The organism is Actinomycetota bacterium (assembly GCA_004297305.1).
GTDB lineage: Bacteria > Actinomycetota > Actinomycetes > S36-B12 > FW305-bin1 > FW305-bin1.
In genome coordinates this window covers 1-22547 of sequence record SCTR01000007.1, presented here as the reverse complement: position 1 = coordinate 22547, position 22547 = coordinate 1, and the positions used below count along the sequence as shown (strand labels likewise).

At 72.1% G+C, this 22547-nt stretch carries 21 protein-coding genes; 3 read left to right on the top strand and 18 right to left on the bottom strand.

From position 1 onward, the window contains the following. Positions 1-6: 6 nt before the first annotated feature. Both EPO13_05805 and EPO13_05800 read left to right on the top strand, forming a co-directional pair. Positions 7-456 (top strand): Rrf2 family transcriptional regulator, encoded by a 450-nt coding sequence (locus tag EPO13_05805; GenBank protein TAK69406.1) that lies wholly within the window; start codon positions 7-9, stop codon positions 454-456. A gap of 110 nt (positions 457-566) precedes the next feature. Beyond that, the gene (locus EPO13_05800) at positions 567-1415 is read left to right on the top strand and encodes an Fpg/Nei family DNA glycosylase (protein TAK69405.1); all 849 of its coding nucleotides are present in this window, start codon (positions 567-569) and stop codon (positions 1413-1415) included. 88 nt (positions 1416-1503) lie between these two features. On the opposite strand, the gene EPO13_05795 is transcribed toward EPO13_05800, so the two are convergent. The 9 genes from EPO13_05795 to EPO13_05755 form a co-directional block, all read right to left on the bottom strand. Further along, positions 1504-1947 (bottom strand): helix-turn-helix domain-containing protein, encoded by a 444-nt coding sequence (locus EPO13_05795; protein TAK69404.1) that lies wholly within the window; start codon positions 1945-1947, stop codon positions 1504-1506. A 181-nt stretch (positions 1948-2128) separates the two neighbouring features. Beyond that, entirely contained in the window at positions 2129-2653 is a 525-nt protein-coding gene (locus EPO13_05790) for a nicotinamide-nucleotide amidohydrolase family protein (GenBank protein TAK69403.1), read from the bottom strand. Then, positions 2650-3291 carry a CDP-diacylglycerol--glycerol-3-phosphate 3-phosphatidyltransferase gene (pgsA, locus tag EPO13_05785; GenBank protein ID TAK69402.1) on the bottom strand — a complete coding sequence of 214 codons (642 nt, stop codon included), beginning with the start codon at positions 3289-3291 and terminating at the stop codon, positions 2650-2652. The genes EPO13_05790 and pgsA overlap by 4 nt, the downstream gene beginning before the upstream one ends. Next, a complete protein-coding gene (locus EPO13_05780) occupies positions 3288-4865 on the bottom strand; it encodes a radical SAM protein (protein ID TAK69401.1) in 1578 nt (525 codons plus the stop codon). Before EPO13_05780 ends, pgsA begins: the two co-directional genes overlap by 4 nt. A gap of 110 nt (positions 4866-4975) precedes the next feature. Further along, complete coding sequence (locus tag EPO13_05775) at positions 4976-5866, bottom strand: helix-turn-helix domain-containing protein (protein ID TAK69400.1); 891 nt, start codon at positions 5864-5866, stop codon at positions 4976-4978. Positions 5867-5920: 54 nt separating this feature from the next. Next, positions 5921-8662: a hypothetical protein gene (locus tag EPO13_05770; protein ID TAK69399.1), complete on the bottom strand. Its 2742-nt coding sequence runs from the start codon at positions 8660-8662 to the stop codon at positions 5921-5923. 94 nt (positions 8663-8756) lie between these two features. Further along, on the bottom strand, positions 8757-10442 hold the full coding sequence (locus EPO13_05765; GenBank protein ID TAK69398.1) for a ribonuclease J: 1686 nt from the start codon (positions 10440-10442) through the stop codon (positions 8757-8759). A gap of 55 nt (positions 10443-10497) precedes the next feature. Next, complete coding sequence (gene dapA / locus EPO13_05760; GenBank protein ID TAK69397.1) at positions 10498-11409, bottom strand: 4-hydroxy-tetrahydrodipicolinate synthase; 912 nt, start codon at positions 11407-11409, stop codon at positions 10498-10500. An 86-nt stretch (positions 11410-11495) separates the two neighbouring features. Next, a complete protein-coding gene (locus EPO13_05755; protein TAK69396.1) occupies positions 11496-12335 on the bottom strand; it encodes an FAD-dependent thymidylate synthase in 840 nt (279 codons plus the stop codon). Between EPO13_05755 and EPO13_05750 the strand changes: the two genes are divergently transcribed. Beyond that, the gene (locus EPO13_05750; GenBank protein ID TAK69395.1) at positions 12334-13089 is read left to right on the top strand and encodes an N-acetyltransferase; all 756 of its coding nucleotides are present in this window, start codon (positions 12334-12336) and stop codon (positions 13087-13089) included. The genes EPO13_05755 and EPO13_05750 overlap by 2 nt on opposite strands. A 112-nt stretch (positions 13090-13201) precedes the next feature. Here the strand turns inward: EPO13_05750 and EPO13_05745 are convergent, their stop codons facing one another. From EPO13_05745 to truB, 9 genes are all read right to left on the bottom strand, one after another. Then, entirely contained in the window at positions 13202-14083 is an 882-nt protein-coding gene (locus tag EPO13_05745; protein ID TAK69394.1) for an LLM class F420-dependent oxidoreductase, read from the bottom strand. A 65-nt stretch (positions 14084-14148) separates the two neighbouring features. After that, positions 14149-14598, bottom strand: a complete 450-nt coding sequence (locus EPO13_05740; GenBank protein ID TAK69393.1) for a hypothetical protein — start codon at positions 14596-14598, stop codon at positions 14149-14151. A gap of 2 nt (positions 14599-14600) precedes the next feature. Further along, positions 14601-15353, bottom strand: coding sequence for a 4-hydroxy-tetrahydrodipicolinate reductase (locus EPO13_05735; protein ID TAK69392.1), 753 nt, complete (start codon positions 15351-15353; stop codon positions 14601-14603). Next, positions 15350-16702, bottom strand: coding sequence for an insulinase family protein (locus tag EPO13_05730; protein TAK69391.1), 1353 nt, complete (start codon positions 16700-16702; stop codon positions 15350-15352). Before EPO13_05730 ends, EPO13_05735 begins: the two co-directional genes overlap by 4 nt. Positions 16703-16708: 6 nt before the next feature. Beyond that, on the bottom strand, positions 16709-18949 hold the full coding sequence (locus tag EPO13_05725) for a polyribonucleotide nucleotidyltransferase (protein TAK69390.1): 2241 nt from the start codon (positions 18947-18949) through the stop codon (positions 16709-16711). Positions 18950-19242: 293 nt separating this feature from the next. Continuing rightward, positions 19243-19512 carry a 30S ribosomal protein S15 gene (locus EPO13_05720; GenBank protein ID TAK69389.1) on the bottom strand — a complete coding sequence of 90 codons (270 nt, stop codon included), beginning with the start codon at positions 19510-19512 and terminating at the stop codon, positions 19243-19245. Positions 19513-19819: 307 nt separating this feature from the next. Then, positions 19820-20323, bottom strand: a complete 504-nt coding sequence (locus EPO13_05715; GenBank protein ID TAK69734.1) for a response regulator transcription factor — start codon at positions 20321-20323, stop codon at positions 19820-19822. Positions 20324-20583: 260 nt separating this feature from the next. After that, positions 20584-21555 (bottom strand): bifunctional riboflavin kinase/FAD synthetase, encoded by a 972-nt coding sequence (locus tag EPO13_05710; GenBank protein TAK69388.1) that lies wholly within the window; start codon positions 21553-21555, stop codon positions 20584-20586. 20 nt (positions 21556-21575) lie between these two features. After that, positions 21576-22484: a tRNA pseudouridine(55) synthase TruB gene (gene truB, locus EPO13_05705; GenBank protein TAK69387.1), complete on the bottom strand. Its 909-nt coding sequence runs from the start codon at positions 22482-22484 to the stop codon at positions 21576-21578. Between the last annotated feature and the right edge of the window lie 63 nt (positions 22485-22547).

Sequence of the window (22547 nt, the reverse complement as noted above, 5' to 3'; positions counted from 1 at the left end):
CCGCCCGTGCGCCTCGCTGCTCGAACCGACTACGCGCTGCGGGCGGCCCTGGAATTGGCCGCCGCAGGCGGATCCGCGGTCACCACCGACGAATTGGCCGACAAGCAGAAAATCCCGCCGCGTTACCTGGGCAACATCCTCGGCGAGTTACGTCGAGCCGGCGTGGTCCGCGGTCACCGGGGACCCGAAGGCGGCTACACCCTGGCGCGGCCGGCCGACAAGATCAGCCTGGCCGACGTCATCCGAGCCCTCGACGGCGCGCTGGCGCAGGTGGGCGGTGAACGGCCGGAGCACCTGGAGTACGCCGGCGCCGCGGCGTCGTTGTCGCAGGTCTGGATTGCGGTCCGGGCCAGCGAGCGGGCCATCCTCGACGCCGTGTCGCTTGCCGACGTCGCCGCAGGCAGGCTGCCCGCGCGGGTACGCAAGCTGCTCGAAGACCCGGCCGCCTGGGTCTGAACCGGAACCGGTCTGACCGGAACCGATCCGGCCAAGACTGGTCTGGCCAAACTTGGGTGTGACCGAAATCGGTCTGACCGGAACTGGTCTGAACCGGAAGGGGCGGGCCGGTGCCCGAAGGTGACACCGTCTGGCTGACCGCCCACCGGATGCACGCGGCACTCGCCGGAGAAGTCCTGCAGCACACCGACTTTCGTGTACCGGCTCTGGCGACCACCGACCTGTCGGGTCGAGCGGTACGAGCCGTCGTGGCCCGCGGCAAGCACCTGTTGCTGCGGGTCGACGGCCGCTCCGGCGACGCTGTTCCCACCGGTCTCACGCTGCACTCCCACCTGCGGATGGAGGGCTCGTGGCACCTGTACCGGCCGGACAGTCGGTGGCGAGGCGGACCGCTCTGGCAGGTCAGGGCGGTGTTGACCACCGCGGACCGGGTGGCCGTGGCCTACCGGATGCCGGTGCTCGAGATCGTCGCCACCGGGGCCGAGGACAGGATCGTCGGCCACCTGGGACCTGATCTGCTCGGGGCTGACTGGGACCTCGACCCCGACGCGAGCCTTGACGAAGCCGTGCGGCGGCTCGGGGCCCGACCGGATCGCGAGATCGGCCCCGCGCTGCTCGACCAACGCAATCTCGCCGGGATCGGCAACGTGTACAAGAACGAAGTGCTGTTCATCCGCCGGGTTCATCCCTGGACACCGGTGGGCCAGGTGGACGACCTGGCCGCGGTGGTCGTCGCCGCCCGGCGGCTGCTGCTGGCGAACCGGACCCGGCCAGTGCGCGTCACCACCGGCGACATCCGCCACCCGGCCTTCGTCACCGAACGCGGTGGGCGGCCATGCCTGCGCTGCGGTACGCCGATCGCCTCAGCCGAGCAGGGTGAGCCGCCGTACCAGCGGATCACCTGGTGGTGTCCACGCTGTCAACCAGCTGCCGTCCCGGGCAGCGGAGGGACGGCGTAGGACTCGCTTCCACCAGCGGAACCCGGGTCGCCGGCGGATCGCAGCCGAGCTGGGTGCGCCGAGGGCGTCGACGGGTGAACCGAGGGCGTCAGGCTGCGGCGACGACCGCGCCGCCGTCGCTGACGGCAAGGGCGGCGACGTTGTCCAGGGCATCGAGCAGAACATCCTCGGCGCGCAACTCGTGGGCTGCCACGTCACGGTCCGCGTTGCGCGCGTGCCGGTCGTGGGTCTGCGCCACGTCGGCCGCCATGCTGTCGGGCCCGCCGGCCACGCGTCCGCCGTCGACGGCTCGCAGGCCCTCCAGGCCAGCGACCCGGTGGGTGACCGAGGCCAGCAAGGCCGACATCGGGATGTCCAGCGCGACGGCGATCGAGGCGAGCAACTCGGACGAGGCTTCCTTCTGACCGCGCTCGACCTCGGACAGGTATCCCAGCGATACCCGGGCAGCAGCTGACACGTCGCGCAGGGTGCGGCCTTGGCGAAGCCGGCGACGGCGCAACTCGTCGCCGATGACGCTGCGGAGAACGATCACGACACGCCACCTCCCGAGTTGCTCGTCACCCTTGCCGGGCTGGCACCACCGCGGCGCGGACACCACCGTCGCGAACCGGAGCGACCGGCTGCGGTGTCCACCGTACCTTGCGCGTCCGACCGATCGCAGGCTTGCCGGCGCTCGAGTGACGGTGTGGCTTGCGCGGCGGTCGCCGACCACGTCAACCGTCGCGGTGGGGCACTTCTTCCCGGCCCGAGACACCCGCGTCGGACCGCTCCGCCACGGCGAGCAACGCGGCCAGTGCGGCGTCCACGGTCGCGGCGCGCACCGCCATCCGGTCGCCGCTCAGCCGCAGTGCGGACCCCGTTGTCGTCCCCCGAGCAGCGTCGTGCACCGCCAGGTACACGACACCGGGCGGCTGTCCGGCCTGTGGCGCCGGGCCTGCGACCCCGGTACAGGCCACGCCGTACGTCGCATCGAGACGGCGGCACACGCCAACCGCCATCTGCGCGGCGACGGTGGGATCGACCGGCCCGCGATCGGCGAGCAGCTGCGGGTCCACATCCAGCAGCGAGGCCTTCACGTCGGTGGCGTACGACACCACCGCGCCTCGCACGCACGCCGACGCGCCCGGGACTTCCGTGAGCACGGCACACAGCTGGCCACCGGTCAGCGACTCCGCCGTTGCCACGGTGACACCCCGCGCGACCAGGGCCGCGATAACTGCTGCAGCGGTCGTCGTCATGGACGCCGGTCGACCAGCGGCTGGGCTTCCCGGATCGGACCCCGCGATCGCGACACCCGCCGCAGCCGCCAGGCCCGCACGACGTAGTCGATACCAGTGGCCAGCGTCAGTACGACCCCGACGGCCATGACCAGCGCGGCGACAGTCAGCCAGGTGCCGGTCAGCGGCAGGACGTACAGCCAGATCGCGAGCATCTGGACGACCGTCTTCGCCTTCCCGCCACGGCTGGCGGGGATCACTCCGTGCCGGATAACCCAGAAGCGCAGCACGGTCACGCCGACCTCACGGGCCAGGATCACCCCGGTGACCCACCAGGGCAGCCAATCCAGCAGCGACAGCCCCACCAGTGCGACACCGATCAGGGCCTTGTCGGCGATCGGATCGGCGATCTTGCCGAACGTGGTCACCAGGTGCCGGCGCCGGGCCAGCGCGCCGTCGGCGAGGTCGGTCAGGCTCGCGACGAGGAACACGATCGCCGCCGCGACCCGCTGCCGGTCGTCCCCGCCGCCACCGGACAGCAGCAGCCAGCCGAAGACGGGGACCAGCGCGAGCCGCAGGATGGTGAGGGCGTTGGGCAGGTTGAGCACCGGCACGTCGGCGACAGCGTCGCCGGCATGGTCAGCCGGTGCCGGCCTCACGACAGTTCCCGGGCCTCGGCGAGCAGGTCGATGCCCTCGGCACCGACGACGACGGCAGGCAGCAGGGTGCCGGCCGGCCGGCCGGCCAGTCCGGTCACCGTCGTACGACCGTCCTCCGGCCCCTGGTGGGCGGCTCGGCCCTCGCCGGTATCCCCGTCGACGTGCTCGACCAGGACCAGGACGTCCTGGCCGATACGGTCCTCGGCGCGCTGCGCGGTCAGTTCGTCCACCAGGCTGCTGACGCGCTCCACGCGGTCGCGTACCTGCTGCTCGGACAACCGGCCGGGCAGCGTCGCGGCCTCGGTACCGTCCTCGTCGCTGTAGCCGAAGACACCCACGGCGTCCAGCCGCGCCGCGACGAGGAACTCCTCGAGTTCGGCGAGTTCGTCCTCGGTTTCACCCGGGAAGCCGACGATCACGTTGCTGCGGATTCCCGCCGCGGGATCGTGGGAGCGGATGTCCTCGACGAGCGCCAGGAACGACTCCGTCCCACCGAACCGGCGCATCCGGCGGAGCACGGTCGCGCTGGCGTGCTGGAAGGACAAGTCGTAGTACGGCGCGACCCCCGGCGTACCGGCGATGGCCGCCACCAGCGACGGCCGGGTCTCGGCGGGCTGCAGGTAACTCACCCGCACCCGGTCGATCCCGGGCAGCGCACCGAGTTCGGGCAACAGCGTTTCCAGCAGCCGCAGGTCGCCGAGATCCTTGCCGTACGACGTGGAGTTCTCGCTGACGAGAATCAATTCCCGGACGCCGTCGGCGGCCAGCCAGCGGGCCTCGGCGAGGATGTCGGTGGGACGGCGCGACACGAACGAACCGCGGAACGCCGGGATCGCGCAGAAGGAGCAGCGGCGGTCACACCCCGAGGCGATCTTCAGCGGCGCAACGGGTCCGCCGTCGAGCCGGCGTCGCAGCACCGGCGGGCCACTGGCCGGGCCGGAGTGGGCTGCAGCAGTGCCGTCGGGCGATGCGGTGGCGTTGTGGGGCGCGGCGCCGTTCGGCGTCGGGCCGTTCGGCGTTGCGCCGTCCGGCGTTGCGCCGTCCGGCGTCGTGCCGGCCGGCGTCAGGGGGGCGTGCCGTGCTCGGTGGTCGAGACCCGTTGCGTGTCCGGGCAAGGCGACGGAAGCATCCCGGCGCTCGACCGGCGCCAGCGGGAGCAGCCGACGGCGGTCGGTCGGCACGTGCGCCACGTGCGGTACGCCGGCCACGATGGACCGCAGCCGTTGACCGATCTCGGCGTAGTCGTCGAAACCGAGGACCGCGTCGGCCTCCGGCAGTTCCGCGGCCAGGTCCGCGCCGTACCGCTCGGCCAGACAGCCGACGGCCACGACCGCACGCTGCCGGCCGTTCGGCCGGTCGGCAGCGGCCAGCAGCGTGTCCACCGAGTCCTTCTTGGCCGCTTCAACGAACCCGCACGTGTTGACCACGACGGCGTCGGCCTCGTCAGCGTCGGCGACCAGCAGCCAGCCGTCCGCCTCCAGCCGCGCTGCCAACTCCTCCGAGTCGACCTCGTTGCGGGCACAGCCCAGCGTGACGAGCGCGACGCGCCGCAGGTCGTCGGTCGTCGATGCCACGCGCGAAGCCTACGGCGGCGCGGCGACCCCCAAGCGCCACGGCCCTCAGGCGCTGCGACCCTCTGGCCCCGCGACTTCTGAGGCGCTGCGGCCCGCAGGCCCCGCGGCCCTCAGGCGCTGGCGACCGGCGCGGGGCCGAACTCGAGGCGGGCGACCACGCCGCGACGTCCCGGGGTGCCGAGCTCCTCCCCGTTCACGGTCAAGGCGACAGCGCCCGCGTCGCCCACGACGACCCGGAGCCGGCCGGCCGCGGTGAAGGTGCGCGTCTGACCTTCTGCGAGTACCCCCTCGAACAGCGGCTTGCCGCCGCGCACCGGCCCCACCGCAACCCAGCTGCGGGGGCCGGTGACCCGGACCACCACGGTCGTACCGGCGCCGGGGGCCGAACTGGACGGAGTCGCCGGTGGTGAACTGGTCGGCGGAGTCGAGGGGGCCGAGCTCGCCGTGGTGGCCGGCGCCGGCGTGGGGCTCAGGGACGCCACCGGTGGCGCGGCGTCGGCGGGCGTGCGTACGCGTTGCACCAAGGACACGACGACGACAACGCCGATGGCCAGCAATGCGACGACCATGGCCAGCGTCCAGTTCGGTCCACGGCGCACCCGCGGCGACTTCGTCGACAGGCGCGCCATCACAGCGGTCTGGTCGTCAGCAGCGGACTCCAGCGATTCCACCGCGCCGGCCGGCGTCGGCCGGCTGAATCCGGCCGCGGCCGGCGGGCCTCCCCGCTTGCGTGGCGGTGGCACGGCAGGGGGCACCTGGGCGCTGAACGCATCCAGCCACGGCTGCGGATCGACCCGCAGAGTGGCCGCGACGCTGCGCAGATGGCCACGGGCGTACACGTCGCCGCCGCACAGGGAGAAGTCGTCGTCCTCCATCGCCCGCAGCAGCGTGGCACGCACCCGGGTGGCGTCGGCGACCTGGTCGACCGTCATGCCCGCGGCCTGCCGCGCAGCAGACATCATCTGGCCGACAGTCACCCCGGTGTCCCTTTCTTGCGGCAAGGAACCACTGTAGGCAGTCGGGCAACGTTGGCCAGCTGCCGAACAGGGCCTCGGTCAGGCGCCGCCTCGGACGGTGATCAGCACTCCGTCGAGCTCGTCGGCGGTGATCAGGACGTCACGGGCCTTGGACCCCTCGGACGGCCCGACGATGCCCCGGCTTTCCATGAGGTCCATCAGGCGGCCGGCCTTGGCGAAGCCGACCCGCAGCTTGCGCTGCAGCATCGACGTCGAGCCGAACTGGGTGGTCACCACCAGTTCGATGGCCTGGCACAGCAGGTCCAGGTCGTCGCCGATCTCCTCATCGATCTCCTTGCGGGAGCTGGCCGCGGCGGCCACGTCCTCGCGGTAGACCGGGGCCAGCTGGGCCTTGCAGTGCTCGACGATCGCGCGGATCTCGTGCTCCGGGACGAACGCGCCCTGCACCCGGATCGGCTTGCTCGCACCCATCGGAACGAACAGCGAGTCGCCCTGGCCGACCAGCTTGTCCGCGCCCGGCCCGTCGAGGATGACCCGGCTGTCGGTGGCCGAGGAGGTGGCGAACGCCAACCGGCTCGGCACGTTGGCCTTGATGAGGCCGGTCACCACGTCGACGCTCGGCCGCTGGGTGGCCAGCACGAGGTGAATCCCGGCGGCGCGTGCCAGCTGCGTGATCCGCACGATCGAGTCCTCGACGTCGCGCGGCGCAACCATCATGAGGTCGGCCAGTTCGTCGACGATGACCAGCAGATACGGGTACGGCGCCAGCACCCGCTCGGAACCCGGCGGCACGCTGAGCTGCCCGGCCCGAACCGCCTTGTTGAAGTCGTCGACATGGCGGAAACCGAAGTGCGACAGGTCGTCGTAGCGGGCGTCCATCTCCTTGACGACCCACTGCAACGCCTCGGCGGCCTTCTTCGGGTTGGTGATGATCGGCGTGATCAGGTGCGGAATGCCTTCGTAGATGGTCAGTTCGACCCGCTTGGGGTCGACCAGGACCATGCGCACCTCGTCCGGCGTCGAGCGGACCAGGATCGACGTGATCAGCGAATTGATGCAGCTGGACTTGCCGGCGCCGGTCGCCCCGGCCACCAGGATGTGCGGCATCTTCGCCAGGTTCGCGCAGACGTAGGCGCCTTCGACGTCCTTGCCGAGTCCGACCACCATCGGGTGGTGGTCGTTGCTGGCGACCTTGCTCGACAGGACGTCGCCGAGCATGACCCATTCGCGGTCGGCGTTCGGGATCTCGACACCGATCGCGCTCTTGCCCGGGATCGGCGACAGGATGCGCACGTCGGCGGTCTTGACCGCGTACGCGATGTTCTTCTCCAGGTTGGTGACCCGCTCGACCTTGACCGAGGGACCCAGTTCGATCTCGTACCGCGTCACCGTCGGTCCGCGCTGGAAGCCGGTCACCTCGGCGTCGATGTTGAACTGCTCGAGGACGCCGCGCAGTGCCGCCATGACCCGGTCGGTGGCCGCCGAGGACGTCTTGTGCGTGGCGCCGTGACTGAGGTTGGTCAGCGACGGCAGGGCGTACGACGCCGACTGCCCGAACGCGAGCTGGACGGCACGGACCTGCGGGGCCGGGGCCACCGCGGCGGACCGAGCCGGCGACGGCTCCAGCAGTCGACCCGTGGCCGGGTCGATGACGACGGTGTCCGCCCGATCCGGATCGACCGGCTCGGCGATCGCGGCGTCCCGCAGGTCGATGTCGGGCCGCTGCGCCGCGCCCGAGCGCGACGCGCCGGGATCACCGTCGGTGTCGTGTTCACCGTCCTGGGCGAAGGACTGCTCGAGGTCCTCGTCCAGGTCGGCCAGCAGCGGTCGATCGAAGGGCACGTCGCCAACCAACGGACCGGATACCCCCGACCCGTTCGCCATCCCGGGTTGCTCAACCCCGAAGCGGGCCAGCAGGCCGCGCAGCCGCCGACGCAGCACCCCGGGCGCTGCGGCGTACTCCGCCTCGTCAGGATGGCCGGCCGCGTCGTCCGGCCGGACCGGTTCACCACCCGCCCCGGGGCTCAGCAGGTCACGCAGCGCTCGGGCACGCTCCGGAATGGCCCGCACCGGTGTCGCGGTGATCACCAGCAGGCCGAAGCACAGGACCAGCAGCAGGATGGCCGCGGTGACCGGCCCACCGAGGGCTGCCGACAGCGGCGCGGTGGCCAGCCAGCCGACCGCTCCTGCCGCTTCGGCCAACTGGTCGCCGGGGGCGCTGGGAGTGGGCGCACCGTGTCCGAGATGCCAGAGGCCGGCCACGGCGACGAAGACCGTCGCCGCGCCGATCAGGACCCGGCCGGTCTGCGGGCCGCGGTCGGGGTGGCGCAGCACCCGCCAGGCCACCGCGACGAGCAGGACCGGGACGAGCACGGCGAACGCCCCCACCACCCCGGACACCACGGTGTCGACCGCGTGCAGGACGGGCCCGCCCGCGCCGAACCAGCAGGCCGCCGCGACCAGGATCCCCGCAGCGACCAGCAGCAGGCCCGCGCCGTCGCGGCGGTGCGCCGGATCCAGGTCACGAGCGCCGCGTCCCAGCAGTCGGGCGGTACCGCCGAGCAGATGGGCCAGCCCCAGCCACAGCGCCCGTAGGCCGCGTCCGATGGCCCGCAGCAGCAGGCTGACCGGACCCGGCCCGGACGGGCGTGGCCGCCGGGCAGCCGCACGACGACGCGCGTCGCGCTGCGGAGCGGTACGGCCACGCGGCCGCCGAGCCGGCGCGGCGGCACCGGCAGTACCGCGGGACGGCGCACTGCGCGTGCTGCTCCGCGCGGTGCTCCGGGCAGGACGCGGGGGGGAAGTCGTCCGGGAAGCCATGACCGGAGACTAGCGAGCGTCGTCGCACCAGCCCCGCAGATCACAGGCGTCCCGCGAGTCGAGACGTGCCGGCGGCGCCGCCGCCGGGGACCGATCAGGCCTCGATCACGACCGGCACGATCATCGGCCGGCGCCGGTGGGTGTCGCTGACCCACTTGCCGACCTGCCGCCGCACGAGGCGCTCCAGCTGGTGGGAGTCGAGCACGCCGTCACGCAGCGCATCCTCGAGCGCGGCCGCGATCCGCGGCAGCACGTCGTCGAAGGCCGACGGGTCGTCGGCGAACCCCCGGGCGTGGATCTCGGGCCCGGCGCTCACCTTGCCCTCGACGGTGTCGACGGCGACCACGACGGAGATGAAGCCTTCCTCACCGAGGATCCGGCGGTCCTTCAGCAGGTTCTCCGTCACGTCGCCGACGCTGGAGCCGTCGACGTAGACGTAGCCGCACGGGACCTCGCCGACCACCCGCAGCACGCCGTCCACCAGGTCCACCACGACGCCGTCGTCCACCACGACGACCCGCTCGTCCGGTACGCCGGTCCGGACCGCCACCTGCTTGTTGGCCCGCAGGTGCCGCCACTCGCCGTGGACCGGCATGACGTTGCGCGGCTTGACGATGTTGTAGACGTACGTCAGCTCACCGGCCGCGGCGTGACCGGACACGTGGACCAAGGCGTTGCCCTTGTGGACGACTTCGGCGCCTTCGCGGGTCAGCCCGTTGATCACGCGGTTCACCGCGTTCTCGTTGCCGGGGATCAGCGAGGAGGCCAGCACGACCGTGTCACCGCTGCCGACCCGGATCGCGTGATCCCGGTTGGCGATGCGCGACAGCGCGGCCATCGGCTCCCCTTGCGAACCGGTGCAGATCAGCACGACGTCGCCGTCGGGCAGGTCGGCGAGCTGGTCCAGCGAGACCAGCGCCCCGGCCGGGATCGTGAGGTACCCGAGGTCGCGGGCGACTCCCATGTTGCGGACCATCGAGCGACCGACGAACGCGAACGACCGGCCGTGGGCGACCGCGGCGTCGATGACCTGCTGAATGCGATGGATGTGCGACGCGAACGACGCGACGATCACCCGGCCGCTGGCCGCGGCGAGCACCCGGTCGAGCACCGGTGCGATGTCGCGCTCAGGCGCCAGGAAGCCCGGCACCTCGGCGTTCGTCGAGTCGATCAGCAGCACGTCGACGCCGGCGTCGCCAAGCCGGGCGAACCCGTTGAGGTCGGTGAGCCGCCCGTCCAGCGGGAGCTGGTCGAGCTTGAAGTCGCCGGTGTGCAGCAGCACGCCCGCCGGAGTGGTGATCGCGACGGCCACCGCATCCGGGATCGAGTGCGTGACAGCGAGGAACTCCAGCGCGAACGGGCCGAGTCGCTCGCGCTGTCCATCGGACACCTCGAGGGTATACGGCGTCATCCGGTGCTCGCGCAGCTTGGCTTCCAGCAGGGCGAGGGTCAGCCGGGATCCCAGCAGCGGGATGTCGGGCCGGCGGCGCAACAGGTAGGGCACCGCGCCGATGTGGTCCTCGTGCCCGTGCGTGAGCACGATCGCCTCGATGTCGTCCAGCCGGTCGGCGACGTACTCGAAGTCCGGCAGGATCAGATCGATGCCCGGCTGGGCGTCCTCGGGGAACAGCACCCCGCAGTCGACGACCAGCAGCCGCCCGGCGTACTCGAGCACGGTCATGTTGCGGCCGATCTCGCCGAGCCCGCCCAAGGCGACGATGCGCAGGGCGCCGTCGGCCAGCGGCGGCGGCGCAGTCAGCTGGGGATGGTGCGGGGTCACGCGGAGGCCCTCCCGAGGGTCACAGTCGGCCGGGGCGCCCCAGGACCGGAGATGATCAAGACGCGGTAAAGCCGGCGACGCCGCCGGCAGCGAGGTCGGCGCGCAGCGTCGCCACCTGTTCGGCGGTGGCCGCTACCAGCGGCGAGCGCAACGGTCCGGCGGGCAGGCCGAGGTCGGTCAGCGCCGCCTTCGTCAGGATGGCGCCCTGGGTGCGGAAGCAGCCGGTGTAGACCGGCAGCAGGTCGCGGTTGAGCGCAGCGGCCGTCACCACGTCGCCGTGCTCGTAGGCGTCGAGCAGGGCGACCAGCCGGTCGCAGACCAGATGTCCCACCACCGAGACGAAGCCGGCAGCCCCGATCGCCAGGAGCGGCAGGTTCAGGACGTCGTCGCCGGAGTACCACGCCAACCCGCTGCGGGCCATCGCCCACTGCGCGGCACCCAGGTCGCCCTTCGCGTCCTTGTTGGCCACCACTCGCGGGTGTTCGGCCAGCCGGACGAACGTCTCGGTCTCGATCGCGACGCCCGCCCGGCCGGGGATGTCGTAGGTCATCACCGGCAGTTCCGTCGCGTCGGCGATCGCCGCGAAGTGCTGCAGCAGACCGTCCTGCGGTGGCCGGCTGTAGTACGGCGTGACCGCGAGCAGGCCCGTCGCGCCGGCCTTCTCGGCTGACCGGGCGAGTTCGACCGAGTGGTGGGTGTCGAAGGTGCCCACCCCGGCCAGCAGGTGCGCCCGGTCCCCGACCGCCTCGGCCACAGCGCGGACCAGCCGCTCCTTCTCCCCGTCGGTCGTGGTCGGCGACTCGCCGGTCGTGCCGTTGACGACGATGCCGTCGTTGCCGGCCGCCACCAGGTGCTCGGCGAGCCGGGACGCGCCGTCGAGATCCAGGCCGCCGTCGTCGGTGAACGGCGTCACCATCGCCGTCAGCATCCGCCCGAACGGGCGGGCCGGCGTGGAGTCGAGGGGCACGGCGCAAGGCTAGCCGCCCGCCCGGGATCAGCCGGGGACGCGCCCCGGGCACGGGCCCACCGCGACAGCGCGGGACGCCGGCTGCGTTACGGCGCTACCCGGCCGGCTGCGACGAAGGCGGCGTGGGTCAGCGGCATCAGGCCGGCCCAGATCTCCTCGTAGCGCTCGGCGACCAGCTCGATCTCCCGTTGCGGGTAGGACGGGAAGGTCGCGTCGTCGGAGCGACGCCGTAGCGACAGGAAGTTCATCAGAGCGCGCGCGTTCATCGTGACGTACGCCGAGGAGTACGTCGCCACCGGCAGCACCACCCGGGCGACCTCCCGCGCGACCCCGGCATCGAGCATCGAGCGATACGCCTCGTACGCCGCGAGATAGGCCGCACGCGCCTGCTCGGTGACGAGCTGGGACTGCTCCGGGCTGCCCTCGACGAACTCGTAGGCACCGGCCTTGCCGATCTGGACCAGGCGCCGGTCGGGGCCAGGCAGGTAGAACACCGGCCGCAGCTGCCGGTAGCGGCCGCTCTCCTCGTTGTACGAGGTCATCCGGTGCCGCATGTGCTCGCGCCACACGAAGATGGGCGCCTCGACGTAGAACGTCATCACCGAGTGCTCGAACGGGCTGCCGTGCCGGTCCCGCATCAGGTAACCGATCAGCCCCTGCGACTTCTGGGCATCCGCCCCCACGGCGTCCAGCGACCGCTCCCCCACGGTCGAGACCCGGGCGGCGAACAGCACGTCGGAGTCCGCGGCGCTCGCCTTCACCAGTTCCACGGTCACGTCGCTGCGGAACGTCACCTCGTCAGCGGCCGTCGTCGTCACCGGCCCAGTGTGGCCGACATCGGCACTGCTGCGACGGCCGGTGGGACCGAGGTCGGCACCGGCATCGCGGATATCGACTGCCGCCACGGCTGGGACGTCGATCGACATGGCCGAACCTCCTAAGCAGTGCACGAACGTCGACGGCATGAATCCAGCAGCGTCCCGGCGACGCCCGGACCGCACCAGCCGGCAGCGGGGCGGCGGAAGCGGGACTGGTCGGCACCCTACGCAGCTACTCCGACAACCGATTCGCGACGCACCGGCCCTTCGCCCGGTTCGGCGCCCGCACGGCCCGGCACGATCCCCGTGCGAGGATCCGCCGGTGACCAGCGATCCGGTGGCCGAGGGATCGGTACGGCTGGGCCGGACCTCCGACACCGACGACATGGCCCACGTCCAGCTCGCGGCCTGGCGCGCGGCGGACGACGCCGTGCTGCCGGCCGCCGAGCTCGATCCGGCCGCAATCGCCGCCGCCTGGGGACAGGCGATCCTCGACCCACCGCCGGGCAGCCATCGGGTCCTGGTCGCCCTCGCCGGCCGGCAGCTGGTCGGATTCGCCGCGACCGCACCGGCAGCCGACCCCGACACCTCGCCTACCCGGGACGGCGAGCTGGTCGCCCTCGTCGTCCATCCGGATCACCAGCGGGAAGGCCACGGCTCGCGACTGCTGCACGCCGCGGTCGACTACTGGCGCGACGACGGCTTCACTACGGGCATCGCGTGGATCCCGCTGGCCGACGAGCCCCGGCGGCAGTTCCTCGTCAGCGCCGGCTGGGGTCCCGACGGGGCGCTGCGCGAGGTCGCCGACGAGACCGGCACGACCGTGCGACTGGCTCGCCTGGTGACCACCTGGGCCGACTGAGGACAGCGCCGCGGGGCGGCCGGTCGGTCAGGCCGGGTCCAGGTTCCAGCCGGCCGGCCGATGGCCAGGTCGACCTGGCAAGGTCGAACCAGCCGGCGAAACGGGCTGGGCCTCAGCCCAGCAGGGCAGGTGCCAGCGCCCGCCACTGCGCGACCGGGATCGGCGCGTCGTCGGTCGGGACGACCTGCACGCAGACGTGGTCGGCGCCGGCGGCCAGGTGCTCGGCCACCGCCGCGGCGATCTGGTCCGGCTCGCCCCACGCCACCAGGGCATTCACCAACCGGTCGCTGCCACCGCCACTGAGGTCGTCTTCGGTGAAGCCCTGCCGGCGCCAGGAACGGACGTAGTTCGGCAGCGGGAGGTACTGCGCGAGGTGGTCGCGGCCACGCGCCAACGCCACCTGCCGGTCGGCGGTGAGGACGACGGACTGCTCCACCGCGAGCGTCTTGTCCGGCCCGAGGATCTGCCGGGCGCCCGCGGTGTGGTCCGGCGTCACCAGATACGGCAGCGCCCCGTCAGCGCGGTCGCGGGCAAGTTCGAGCATGCGCGGTCCCAGCGCGGCCAGCACCCGCGGCGCCCGCGGCCCCGCCGCCTCCACCGAACGGGAACTGACCGCATCCATCGCGTCGAGGTACGCCGACATCGCCTGCAGCGGTGGGCCGTATGTCTGGTGGCGACCACCTTCGACCAGCGGCCGGTGGCTGACTCCCAGACCCAGCACGAACCGCCCCGGGTACTGCGCGGCGAGCAATCGACTGCCGCCGTTGGCAGCCATCGGGTCCCGGGCGTAGATCGACGCGATGCCGGTCCCGATGACCAGCCGCTGCGAGGCGCCCAGCAGCATGGCGCTGTTGGCCATCGACTCACGTCCGGTCGACTCCCCGAACCACAAGGCGTGCCAACCGGTCTCGTCCAGTTCGGCGACGAGGTCACGAGTCTGCGACACCTCGACCCGGTCCAGCACCGCCGACCAGATTCCTATCCGTCCCAGCATCCTCGGACCTCCTGGCGCTTCGTCGTCTGTCAAGGCACGTCGCCCCCGGGACGAGTCGGTCCCGCTCATCCGGCGGAATGCACGGGATACCGCGCGATCGCCTCTCGCATCGCAGCCCGGGCGCGCCGGCGGTCGCGGGCGTCGTCGTACGCGACCGCCAGCCGGAACCAGGTCCGCCAGTCCTGCGGCGCAGCGTCGACCTCGGCCTGCCGCTGCGCGAAGACCGCATCTGCCGCAGCCAGTTCCACCCGCCCGGACGGCGTACGCGGCAGGTCGTCCACCGGCAGTCCCCGTTCGGCGTCGAGGGCACGTCCCATCGCCTGCACCCGGAAACCGAAGCGCACCTCGCGCCAGACCAATCCCACCGCCACGACCGGTACGACGAGGACCGCCACGGCCAGCCCGATCGCGACCGGATCACCGGTGGCGATCAGCTGCACGCAGCGGACGCCGATGAGCACCACGTAGGCGACCACGACGACGACCAGCAGAGCCGCCCAGCGGCGTGGCGTCACCGTCAGCCGAGCCCGAGCAGGTCGTCCAGGCCGACCGTCAGCCCGGGGCGGTCCGCCACGGCTCGCACGGCGAGCAGGACACCGGGCATGAAACCGGCGCGGTCCGAGGAATCGTGGCGCAAGGTCAGGGTCTCCCCCATCCCACCCAGCAGCACTTCCTGGTGCGCCACAAGACCTTGCAGCCGTACGGCGTGCACCGGTACGCCGTCCACGACGGCACCACGGGCGCCGGGTATCGAGTCCGCGGCCACCGTGGCGTCCGGCGCCGGGCCGACGCCGGCGTCCCGGCGGGCCTGGGCGATCAACGCCGCGGTGCGCCGGGCCGTCCCACTGGGCGCGTCCACCTTGCCGGGGTGGTGGAGTTCGACGATCTCGACCGAATCGAAGTACGGCGCGGCCAGCGCGGCGAACCGCATCATCAGGACCGCCGCCAGGCCGAAGTTGGGAGCCACCACCGCCCCGACGCCGGGTGCGGCCTGCAGCCATTGCTCCACCTGGGCCAGCCGCCCGGCATCCATGCCCGTGGTACCCACGACAGGGTGAATACCGTGTGACACAGCGAATTCCACGTTGGCCATGACCACGTCCGGCCGGGTGAAGTCGACGACGACCTGCGCCCCACCGGAGACCAGCGCAGCCAGCTCGTCGCCCTCGTCGATGCGTGCGACGAGCTCGAGGTCCTCGGCCGCCTCGACGGCCTGGCACACCTGCGACCCCATCCGGCCGCGGGCGCCCAGCACCCCGACCGCGATCACGCGACTGCCGTGCCGAAGTCGGTCGCGTCGTCGAACGGGCCGATCACGGCCAGCGTCGGCGCCGCGGCGAGCAGGTCGGTCGCCACCTGCCGCACGTCGTCGAGGGACACCGCGTCGATGCGGCGCAACGTGTCGTCGACGCCGGGCAGGTCGTCGTACAGCAGTTCCGCCTTGGCGATCCGGCTCATCCGCGACCCGGTGTCTTCCAACCCGAGGACGAGCGACCCGCGCAACTGCCCCTTCCCCCGCGCCAGCTCGGCTTCGTGAATGCCACTGGCGGCCACGGTCGCCAACTGCTCGCGGCACAACGACAGCACCTCGTCGATCTTGCGCGGCTGGCAGCCGGCGTAGACACCGAAGATGCCGTCGTCGGCGTAGTGCGAGGTGAACGAGTAGACCGAGTACGCCAGTCCCCGCTTCTCCCGCACCTCCTGGAACAGCCGGCTGGACATCCCGCCGCCGAGGGCAGCGTTGAGGACACCGAGCGCGAAACGGCGGTCGTCGGTGCGCACCAGGCCCGGCACACCCAGCACGAGGTTGGCCTGCTCGGTACGCCGCGGCAGCAGATGGACCGCCGGCCGGCGGCGCGGCCGGGCCCGTCCCGCCAGCCGCGGGCGAGCCGGTGCGGCGTCCGAGTCCAACGCCGAGACCGCGTTGAACGCCTTGCGGACCAGCCGGACGACCGTGGCGTGGTCGAGTGATCCGGCCGCCGACACCACGAGGTTCGCCGGTCGATAGTGCTTGCGGTAGAAGGCGTTGATGGCCGAGCGGGTGATCGACGTGATCGTGTCGACGGTGCCGAGGATGGGCCGGCCCAATGGGCTCGCCGGGCCCATCACCGCGGCAGTGAACTCGTCGTGCACGACGTCGGCCGGATCGTCGTCATGCATGGAGATCTCCTCCAGGATGACGCCGCGCTCGTTGTCGACCTCGACCGGATCGATCAGCGCGGAGGTGATCATGTCGCTGACGACGTCGACGGCCAGCGGCAGATCGGCGTCCAGCACCCGCGCGTAGAAGCAGGTGTACTCCTTGGCGGTGAAGGCGTTCATCTCTCCGCCGACCGCGTCGAGTGCGCTGGAGATGTCCAGCGCGCTGCGACGCGACGTGCCCTTGAACAGCAGGTGCTCCAGGTAGTGCGCCGATCCGGCCTGCCGCGCCGTCTCGTCACGCGAGCCGACACCGACCCAGATCCCGAAGGTCACCGAGCGCACGCCCGGCACCTGTTCGGTGACCACCCGCAGCCCGCCAGGCAGCACGGTCCGTCGAACCACCCCGCCGTCGGGCTCGCGCAGCAACGTCCGGGTCGAGCCCGGACGTTGCTGCGTGGCCGGGAAGTAGCCGCTCACCGACGGTCAGTTCGCGGTGGCGCCGACGGGCTCGGCGCCCGCCGCCGCAGCACCCTCGTCCAGCACCGGGACGAGCGAGAGCTTGCCGCGCGAGTCGATCTCCTTGATCTGCACCTGGACCTTCTGGCCGACCGACAGCACCTCCTCGACGCTGTCGATCCGGTTCTTGCCGGCGAGCTTCTTGACCTCCGAGATGTGCAGCAGACCGTCCTTGCCCGGGGTGAGCGAGACGAAGGCGCCGAAGGCCGCGATCTTGACGACCGTCCCCAGGTAGCGCTCGCCGACCTCGGGCATCGTCGGGTTGGCGATCTGGTTGATCGTGGTCCGCGCCGCCTCGGCCGCGGCACCGCTGGTCGCGCCGATGTAGATGGTGCCGTCGTCCTGGATCGTGATGTCGGCGCCGGTGTCCTCCTGGATCTGGTTGATGATCTTGCCCTTGGGCCCGATCACCTCGCCGATCTTGTCCGTCGGGATCGTGATCGTGATGATCCGCGGCGCCAGCTCGCTCATCTCGTCCGGCGCGTCGATCGCCTCGAGCATGACGTCGAGGATCGCCAGCCGGGCATCGCGGGCCTGGGTCAGTGCTCCGGCGAGCACCGAGGCCGGGATGCCGTCGAGCTTGGTGTCCAGCTGCAGCGCCGTGACGAACTGCCGGGTGCCGGCGACCTTGAAGTCCATGTCGCCGTAGGCGTCCTCGGCGCCGAGGATGTCGGTGATCGCGACGTACTCGGTCGTGCCGTCGATCTCCTCGGAGATCAGGCCCATCGCGATCCCCGCGACCGGCGACCGCAGCGGGACACCGGCGGCCAGCAGCGACATCGTCGAGGCGCAGACCGAGCCCATCGACGTGGAGCCGTTGGAGCCCAACGCTTCGGACACCTGCCGGATCGCGTAGGGGAACTCCTCCTTGCTCGGCAGGACCGGCAGCAGCGCGCGCTCGGCCAGGGCGCCGTGACCGATCTCGCGGCGCTTCGGCGAACCCACGCGTCCGGTCTCACCGGTGGAGTACGGCGGGAAGTTGTAGTTGTGCATGTAGCGCTTGCGCGTTTCGGGGTTGAGCGTGTCCAGCTGCTGCTCCATGCGGAGCATGTTCAGCGTCGTCACCCCGAGGATCTGCGTCTCGCCGCGCTCGAACAGCGCCGAACCGTGTGCCCGGGGCACCACGTCGACCTCCGCGGATAACGTGCGGATGTCGGTGATCCCGCGGCCGTCGATGCGGACCTTGTCGCGCAGGATGCGCTGCCGTACCAGCTTCTTGGTCAGCGCCCGCAGCGCGCCGCCGACCTCCTTCTCCCGGCCGGCGAACGTGTCGGCCAGCCGCTGCGCGGCGAGGTCCTTCACCCGGTCCAGTTCCGCCTCGCGCTCGGCCTTGCCGGCGATGGTGAGCGCCGCGGCCAGCTCGGTGGACACCGCGGTCTCGACCGCGGTGTAGGCGTCGGGCAGGTAGTCCGGGTACGTCGGGTAGTCCGCGGTCTGCTTCGCGGCCTTGGCGGCCAGCTCGGCCTGGGCCTGGCAGAGCACGCGGATGAACCGCTTGCTCTCCTCGAGGCCCTGCGCGACAACCTCTTCGGTCGGTGCGGCCGCACCGCCGGCGACCAGGGCGACCGTCTCGGTCGTGGCCTCGGCTTCGACCATCATGATGGCGACGTCGCTGGACCCGTCCGCCGCGTCGACGACGCGACCGGCCACGACCATGTCGAACACGGCGTCGGCGAGTTCGGCGTGGCTCGGGAAGGCCACCCACTGGCCCTTGACCAGGGCGACGCGCACGCCACCGATCGGGCCGCTGAACGGCAGCCCGGCCAGCTGGGTGGACATCGACGCCGCGTTGATGGCGACCACGTCGTAGAGGTGGTCGGGGTGCAGCGACATGACGGTCACCACAACCTGGATCTCGTTGCGCAGACCCTTGACGAACGACGGCCGCAACGGCCGGTCGATGAGCCGGCAGGTGAGGATCGCGTCCTCACTGGGGCGGCCCTCCCGGCGGAAGAACGAGCCCGGGATACGCCCGACGGCGTACATCCGCTCCTCAACATCGACGGTGAGCGGGAAGAAGTCCAGGTTTTCCTTGGGGTTCTTCGAGGCGGTGGTCGCCGACAGCAGCATCGTCTCGTCGTCCAGATAGGCGACCGCCGACCCTGCTGCCTGCCGGGCGAGCCGGCCGGTCTCGAACCTGATGGTGCGGGTGCCGAAGGCGCCGTTGTCGATGACGGCTTCGGACGAGTGGATCTGGGGACCCTCCACGGGTGCCCTCCTGTCGGTGCAGGGGGCGGGCGTCGCACGCGTTGGGGTGCAGGTGCGCCAATGTCGGCGAGACACTGTCGGCTCTCGATCGAGGCGCGCGGGGTACGGCGGGAGCCCAAGCGCCCGGACCCGCGAGCCACTACCGAGGACCGACGTACGCGACCGTCGTCCGCCCCAGGTGGTGGGTGTGCTGGCAACCAGCACGGATGGTGGGGTGTTCAGTTGTGACGGGCCGGCCACGTCGGCCGGTCCGCGTCGCGTGGCCAGCCCGCCACGGGCCGGCCACGCCGACGTCAGCGCCGGATACCGAGCCGCTCGATGAGGGAGCGGTAGCGCTCGATATCGGTCTTGGCGAGGTACTGCAGCAGCCGCCGGCGCTGGCCGACGAGCAGCAGCAGACCCCGCCGCGAGTGGTGATCGTGCTTGTGCAGCTTCAGGTGCTCGGTGAGCCCCTTGATCCGGGTGGTCAGCAGCGCGACCTGGACCTCCGGGCTGCCGGTGTCACCGGGGACGGTGGCGTACTCGGCGATGACCTGGGCCTTGGTGGCGGTGTCGAGCGACATGCGGGATCCTCTCGGGCGCGGACGGCCGGCACGGATGCGCTCGGCTGGGGACACGGATCGAGGGGCGCCCGCCCCAGGACCGTCACGGGGAGGGTAACAGCGCGGTCCCCCACGACCGAATCGACGCGCGGCCGACGGAGAGCGACGACACCCGAGCGCGGTTCACCGCTGACGGGCGGAGCCGCGGCAGCATCCCGGTATCGGTACGCGGCCGCCCCCGTCGCGCGGCCGCGTACAACCACGGAGATCATCGACGCCAGCAGGTCCCCCGCTGAAGACGGCAAATCAGGGGACATGCGACGACCCGTCAGGACGACCCGGGGGGCGGGATCAGGCCGTCGCGGACGGCCGCCTCGGTCAGGTCGTACCGGGTGCTAACGCGCCGTCCCGCCGCGGCGTACTTGGCGCGGACCCGGTCGAGGTACTGCTTGACGCTGGAGGGCTTCACCCCCATGGCGCGCGCCACGCTGTCCAGCTTGAGGCCGGACGTGTACAGCACGACCGCTCGTCGCTCCTGGTTCGACAGCGCCGGCACCCCGTCGCGCACCGCGGGAGCGGCGAGCTCCGGCGACACCCAGCGCTCGCCGGCCAGCACCGCGTCGAGCGCGGCCACCAGGCCGGTCGGGTTGTCCCGGGTCGCGACGTATCCCGAGGCGCCGGCGGCCAGCGCGACGACCGCGTCGGCCGGGGTGGCGACCTGGCTGACCGCCACCACGCTGACTCCCCCGCTGACCAGTCGGGAGATCGCCACGGGCGGCGGCTCCGGCGCGCCGGCAGCCGGATCGAACAGCACCACGTCGGCGCCCGCCACGACCGCCCCGGCAGCGTCGGCACCGGCGTAGACGACGACGTACTCCGGGCGCCGCGCGCCCAGCAACTGCAGCACGCCGGCGACGATCAGCGCATGACTGTCGACGATCGCGATCCGTGCGGCGGCCACACCGGCACCCCCGTCCCCGTGAGTTGACGGAGGCGACCTTAGGGAAGCGTTCCGGTGTTCGGCGGCTACGCGCCGCAACCACCCCGCTGCGTCCCCTGAACTGGGGACAGTTGCGGCCCGGCTCGCGGCGGTCAGGACCCGACGAGCAACTCCCGCGTCCGCGCGACGTCCACGCCGATCTGGTCGACGAGGGCCTCGACGGTGCCGAACGACAGGGTCTCCCGCAGCCGGACACACAGGTCGAGCGCGACGTGCTCGTCGTAGAGGTCGAGGTCGTCGTGGTCGAGCACGTACGCCTCGACTCGGCGCGTCGTGCCGTCGAAGGTGGGATTGGTCCCGATCGAGACGGCGGCCGGCAGCGCGACCGGCTCGGCGGCGTACGGCTGCCGGACCAGGTACCCGGCGTACACGCCGTCGGCGGGCACAGCGCTGTAGGGCGGCAGGTGCAGATTCGCCGTGGGGAAACCCAGCAGCCGGCCACGGGCGTCGCCGTGGACGACCTGCCCTTCCAGCCGGTGCCATCGACCGAGGGCCTCGGCTGCGCCGGCCATGTCGCCGTCGGCGACCAGCCGCCGCACCAACGTCGAGGACCAGGTTGCGTCGGCCCCGGCGAGGGCGACCGTGCGGACCGCGAAACCCTGTCGCGCCCCCGCCTCACGCAGCGTCTCGACCCGGCCGGCCGCCCGGTTGCCGAACCGGAAGTTCTCGCCCACGACGACCTCGGCGACACCGAGATCACGCACCAGCACGTCGTCGATGAACTCGGCGGCGGTCTGCCGCATCACCTCCGCGGTGAACGGGAGGACCACGACTGCGTCGACGCCCAGCCCGCCGAGCAACGCGACGCGGTGCGGCAGGGTCGACAAGGCTGCCGGATGGCTGCCGGGCCGGACCACCTCCGCCGGGTGCGGGTCGAACGTCAGCACCAACGCCGGACGGCCGAGTTCGCGGGCGCGCGCCACGACGTCCTGGATGACCGCGCGGTGCCCGCGATGGACGCCGTCGTACACCCCGATGGTCACCACCGCACCACGCCAGCTGGCTGGCAGGTCGTGCGGACCGGTGACGACGGGCACGACGCGCAGTGGGGCGGGCAGCTGCATGGCGGGGTCAGCCTGCCAGATCAGCTGAAGACGACCAGCGACACCGCCTGGTCGTCCTGCCGGCGGGCCAGCGACAGCACCCGGCCACCCGGGCCGAACAGACCGACGGGCCCGGTGTCCGGTAGGCCGTCCGGCCACGGCAGTCGGGCGCCGTGCAGCACCCGGTCCGCCACGGACGCCTCGACCTGCCAGCAGGGGAAGAACGCGGACACCGCGGCTGCCAGCGCCATGACGTCGAGCTGCTCCTGCAGTTCCTCGAGGGTCCGCGCCGAGGCCAGCGAGAACGGCCCGACCCTGGTGCGGCGCAACGCGATCAGGTGCCCGCCCACCCCGAGCAGGTCACCGAGGTCGCGCGCCAGCGCACGCACGTACGTCCCGCTGGACACCTCGGCGACCACGTCGACGTCCAGCAAGTGCGGCGCCGGCCGCCGCGACGCGCGCACCTCGAGCCGGTGCACGGTGACGTGGCGCGGCGGCAACTGGACCGCTTCGCCGGCCCGCACCCGGGCATACGCACGACGGCCGTCCACCTTCACCGCGCTGACCGAGCTCGGTCGCTGCAGCAGCGCCCCGGTCAGCGACTGCGACACCACGTCGCGGACTGCGGCCTCGGTGATCCCCACTGCGCTCGCCGAGGAGATCACCTCGCCCTCGGCGTCGTCGCTCACCGTCGCCTCGCCCAGCCGGATGGTGGCCTCATACTCCTTGTCGGACAACGACAGATGGCCCAGCAACCGCGTCGCCCGGCCGACCCCGGCCACCAGCACACCGGTCGCCGACGGATCGAGCGTGCCGGCATGACCCACCCGCCGGGTGCCGCACAACCGGCGCAGCCGCGCGACCACGTCGTGCGACGTCATCCCGGCCGGCTTGTCGACGATCACCAGGCCTTCTATCGGGTCACCCCCGGACGCTGCGGCCGGCCTCATGCGCCGTCGTGTCGTACCGGCCGCGGCAGGCGCTCGGCGATCGCGGCGAGCACCGCGTGCGGG

Coding starts and splice junctions, on each gene's coding strand:
- EPO13_05790 (TAK69403.1), bottom strand. CDS start 2,653: ATGACGACGACCGCTGCAGCAGTTATCGCGGCCCTGGTCGCGCGGGGT.
- EPO13_05770 (TAK69399.1), bottom strand. CDS start 8,662: ATGGCTTCCCGGACGACTTCCCCCCCGCGTCCTGCCCGGAGCACCGCG.
- EPO13_05750 (TAK69395.1), top strand. CDS start 12,334: ATGGCCGAACCTCCTAAGCAGTGCACGAACGTCGACGGCATGAATCCA.
- EPO13_05755 (TAK69396.1), bottom strand. CDS start 12,335: ATGTCGATCGACGTCCCAGCCGTGGCGGCAGTCGATATCCGCGATGCC.
- EPO13_05745 (TAK69394.1), bottom strand. CDS start 14,083: ATGCTGGGACGGATAGGAATCTGGTCGGCGGTGCTGGACCGGGTCGAG.
- EPO13_05720 (TAK69389.1), bottom strand. CDS start 19,512: ATGTCGCTCGACACCGCCACCAAGGCCCAGGTCATCGCCGAGTACGCC.
- EPO13_05710 (TAK69388.1), bottom strand. CDS start 21,555: ATGCAGCTGCCCGCCCCACTGCGCGTCGTGCCCGTCGTCACCGGTCCG.
- truB (TAK69387.1), bottom strand. CDS start 22,484: ATGAGGCCGGCCGCAGCGTCCGGGGGTGACCCGATAGAAGGCCTGGTG.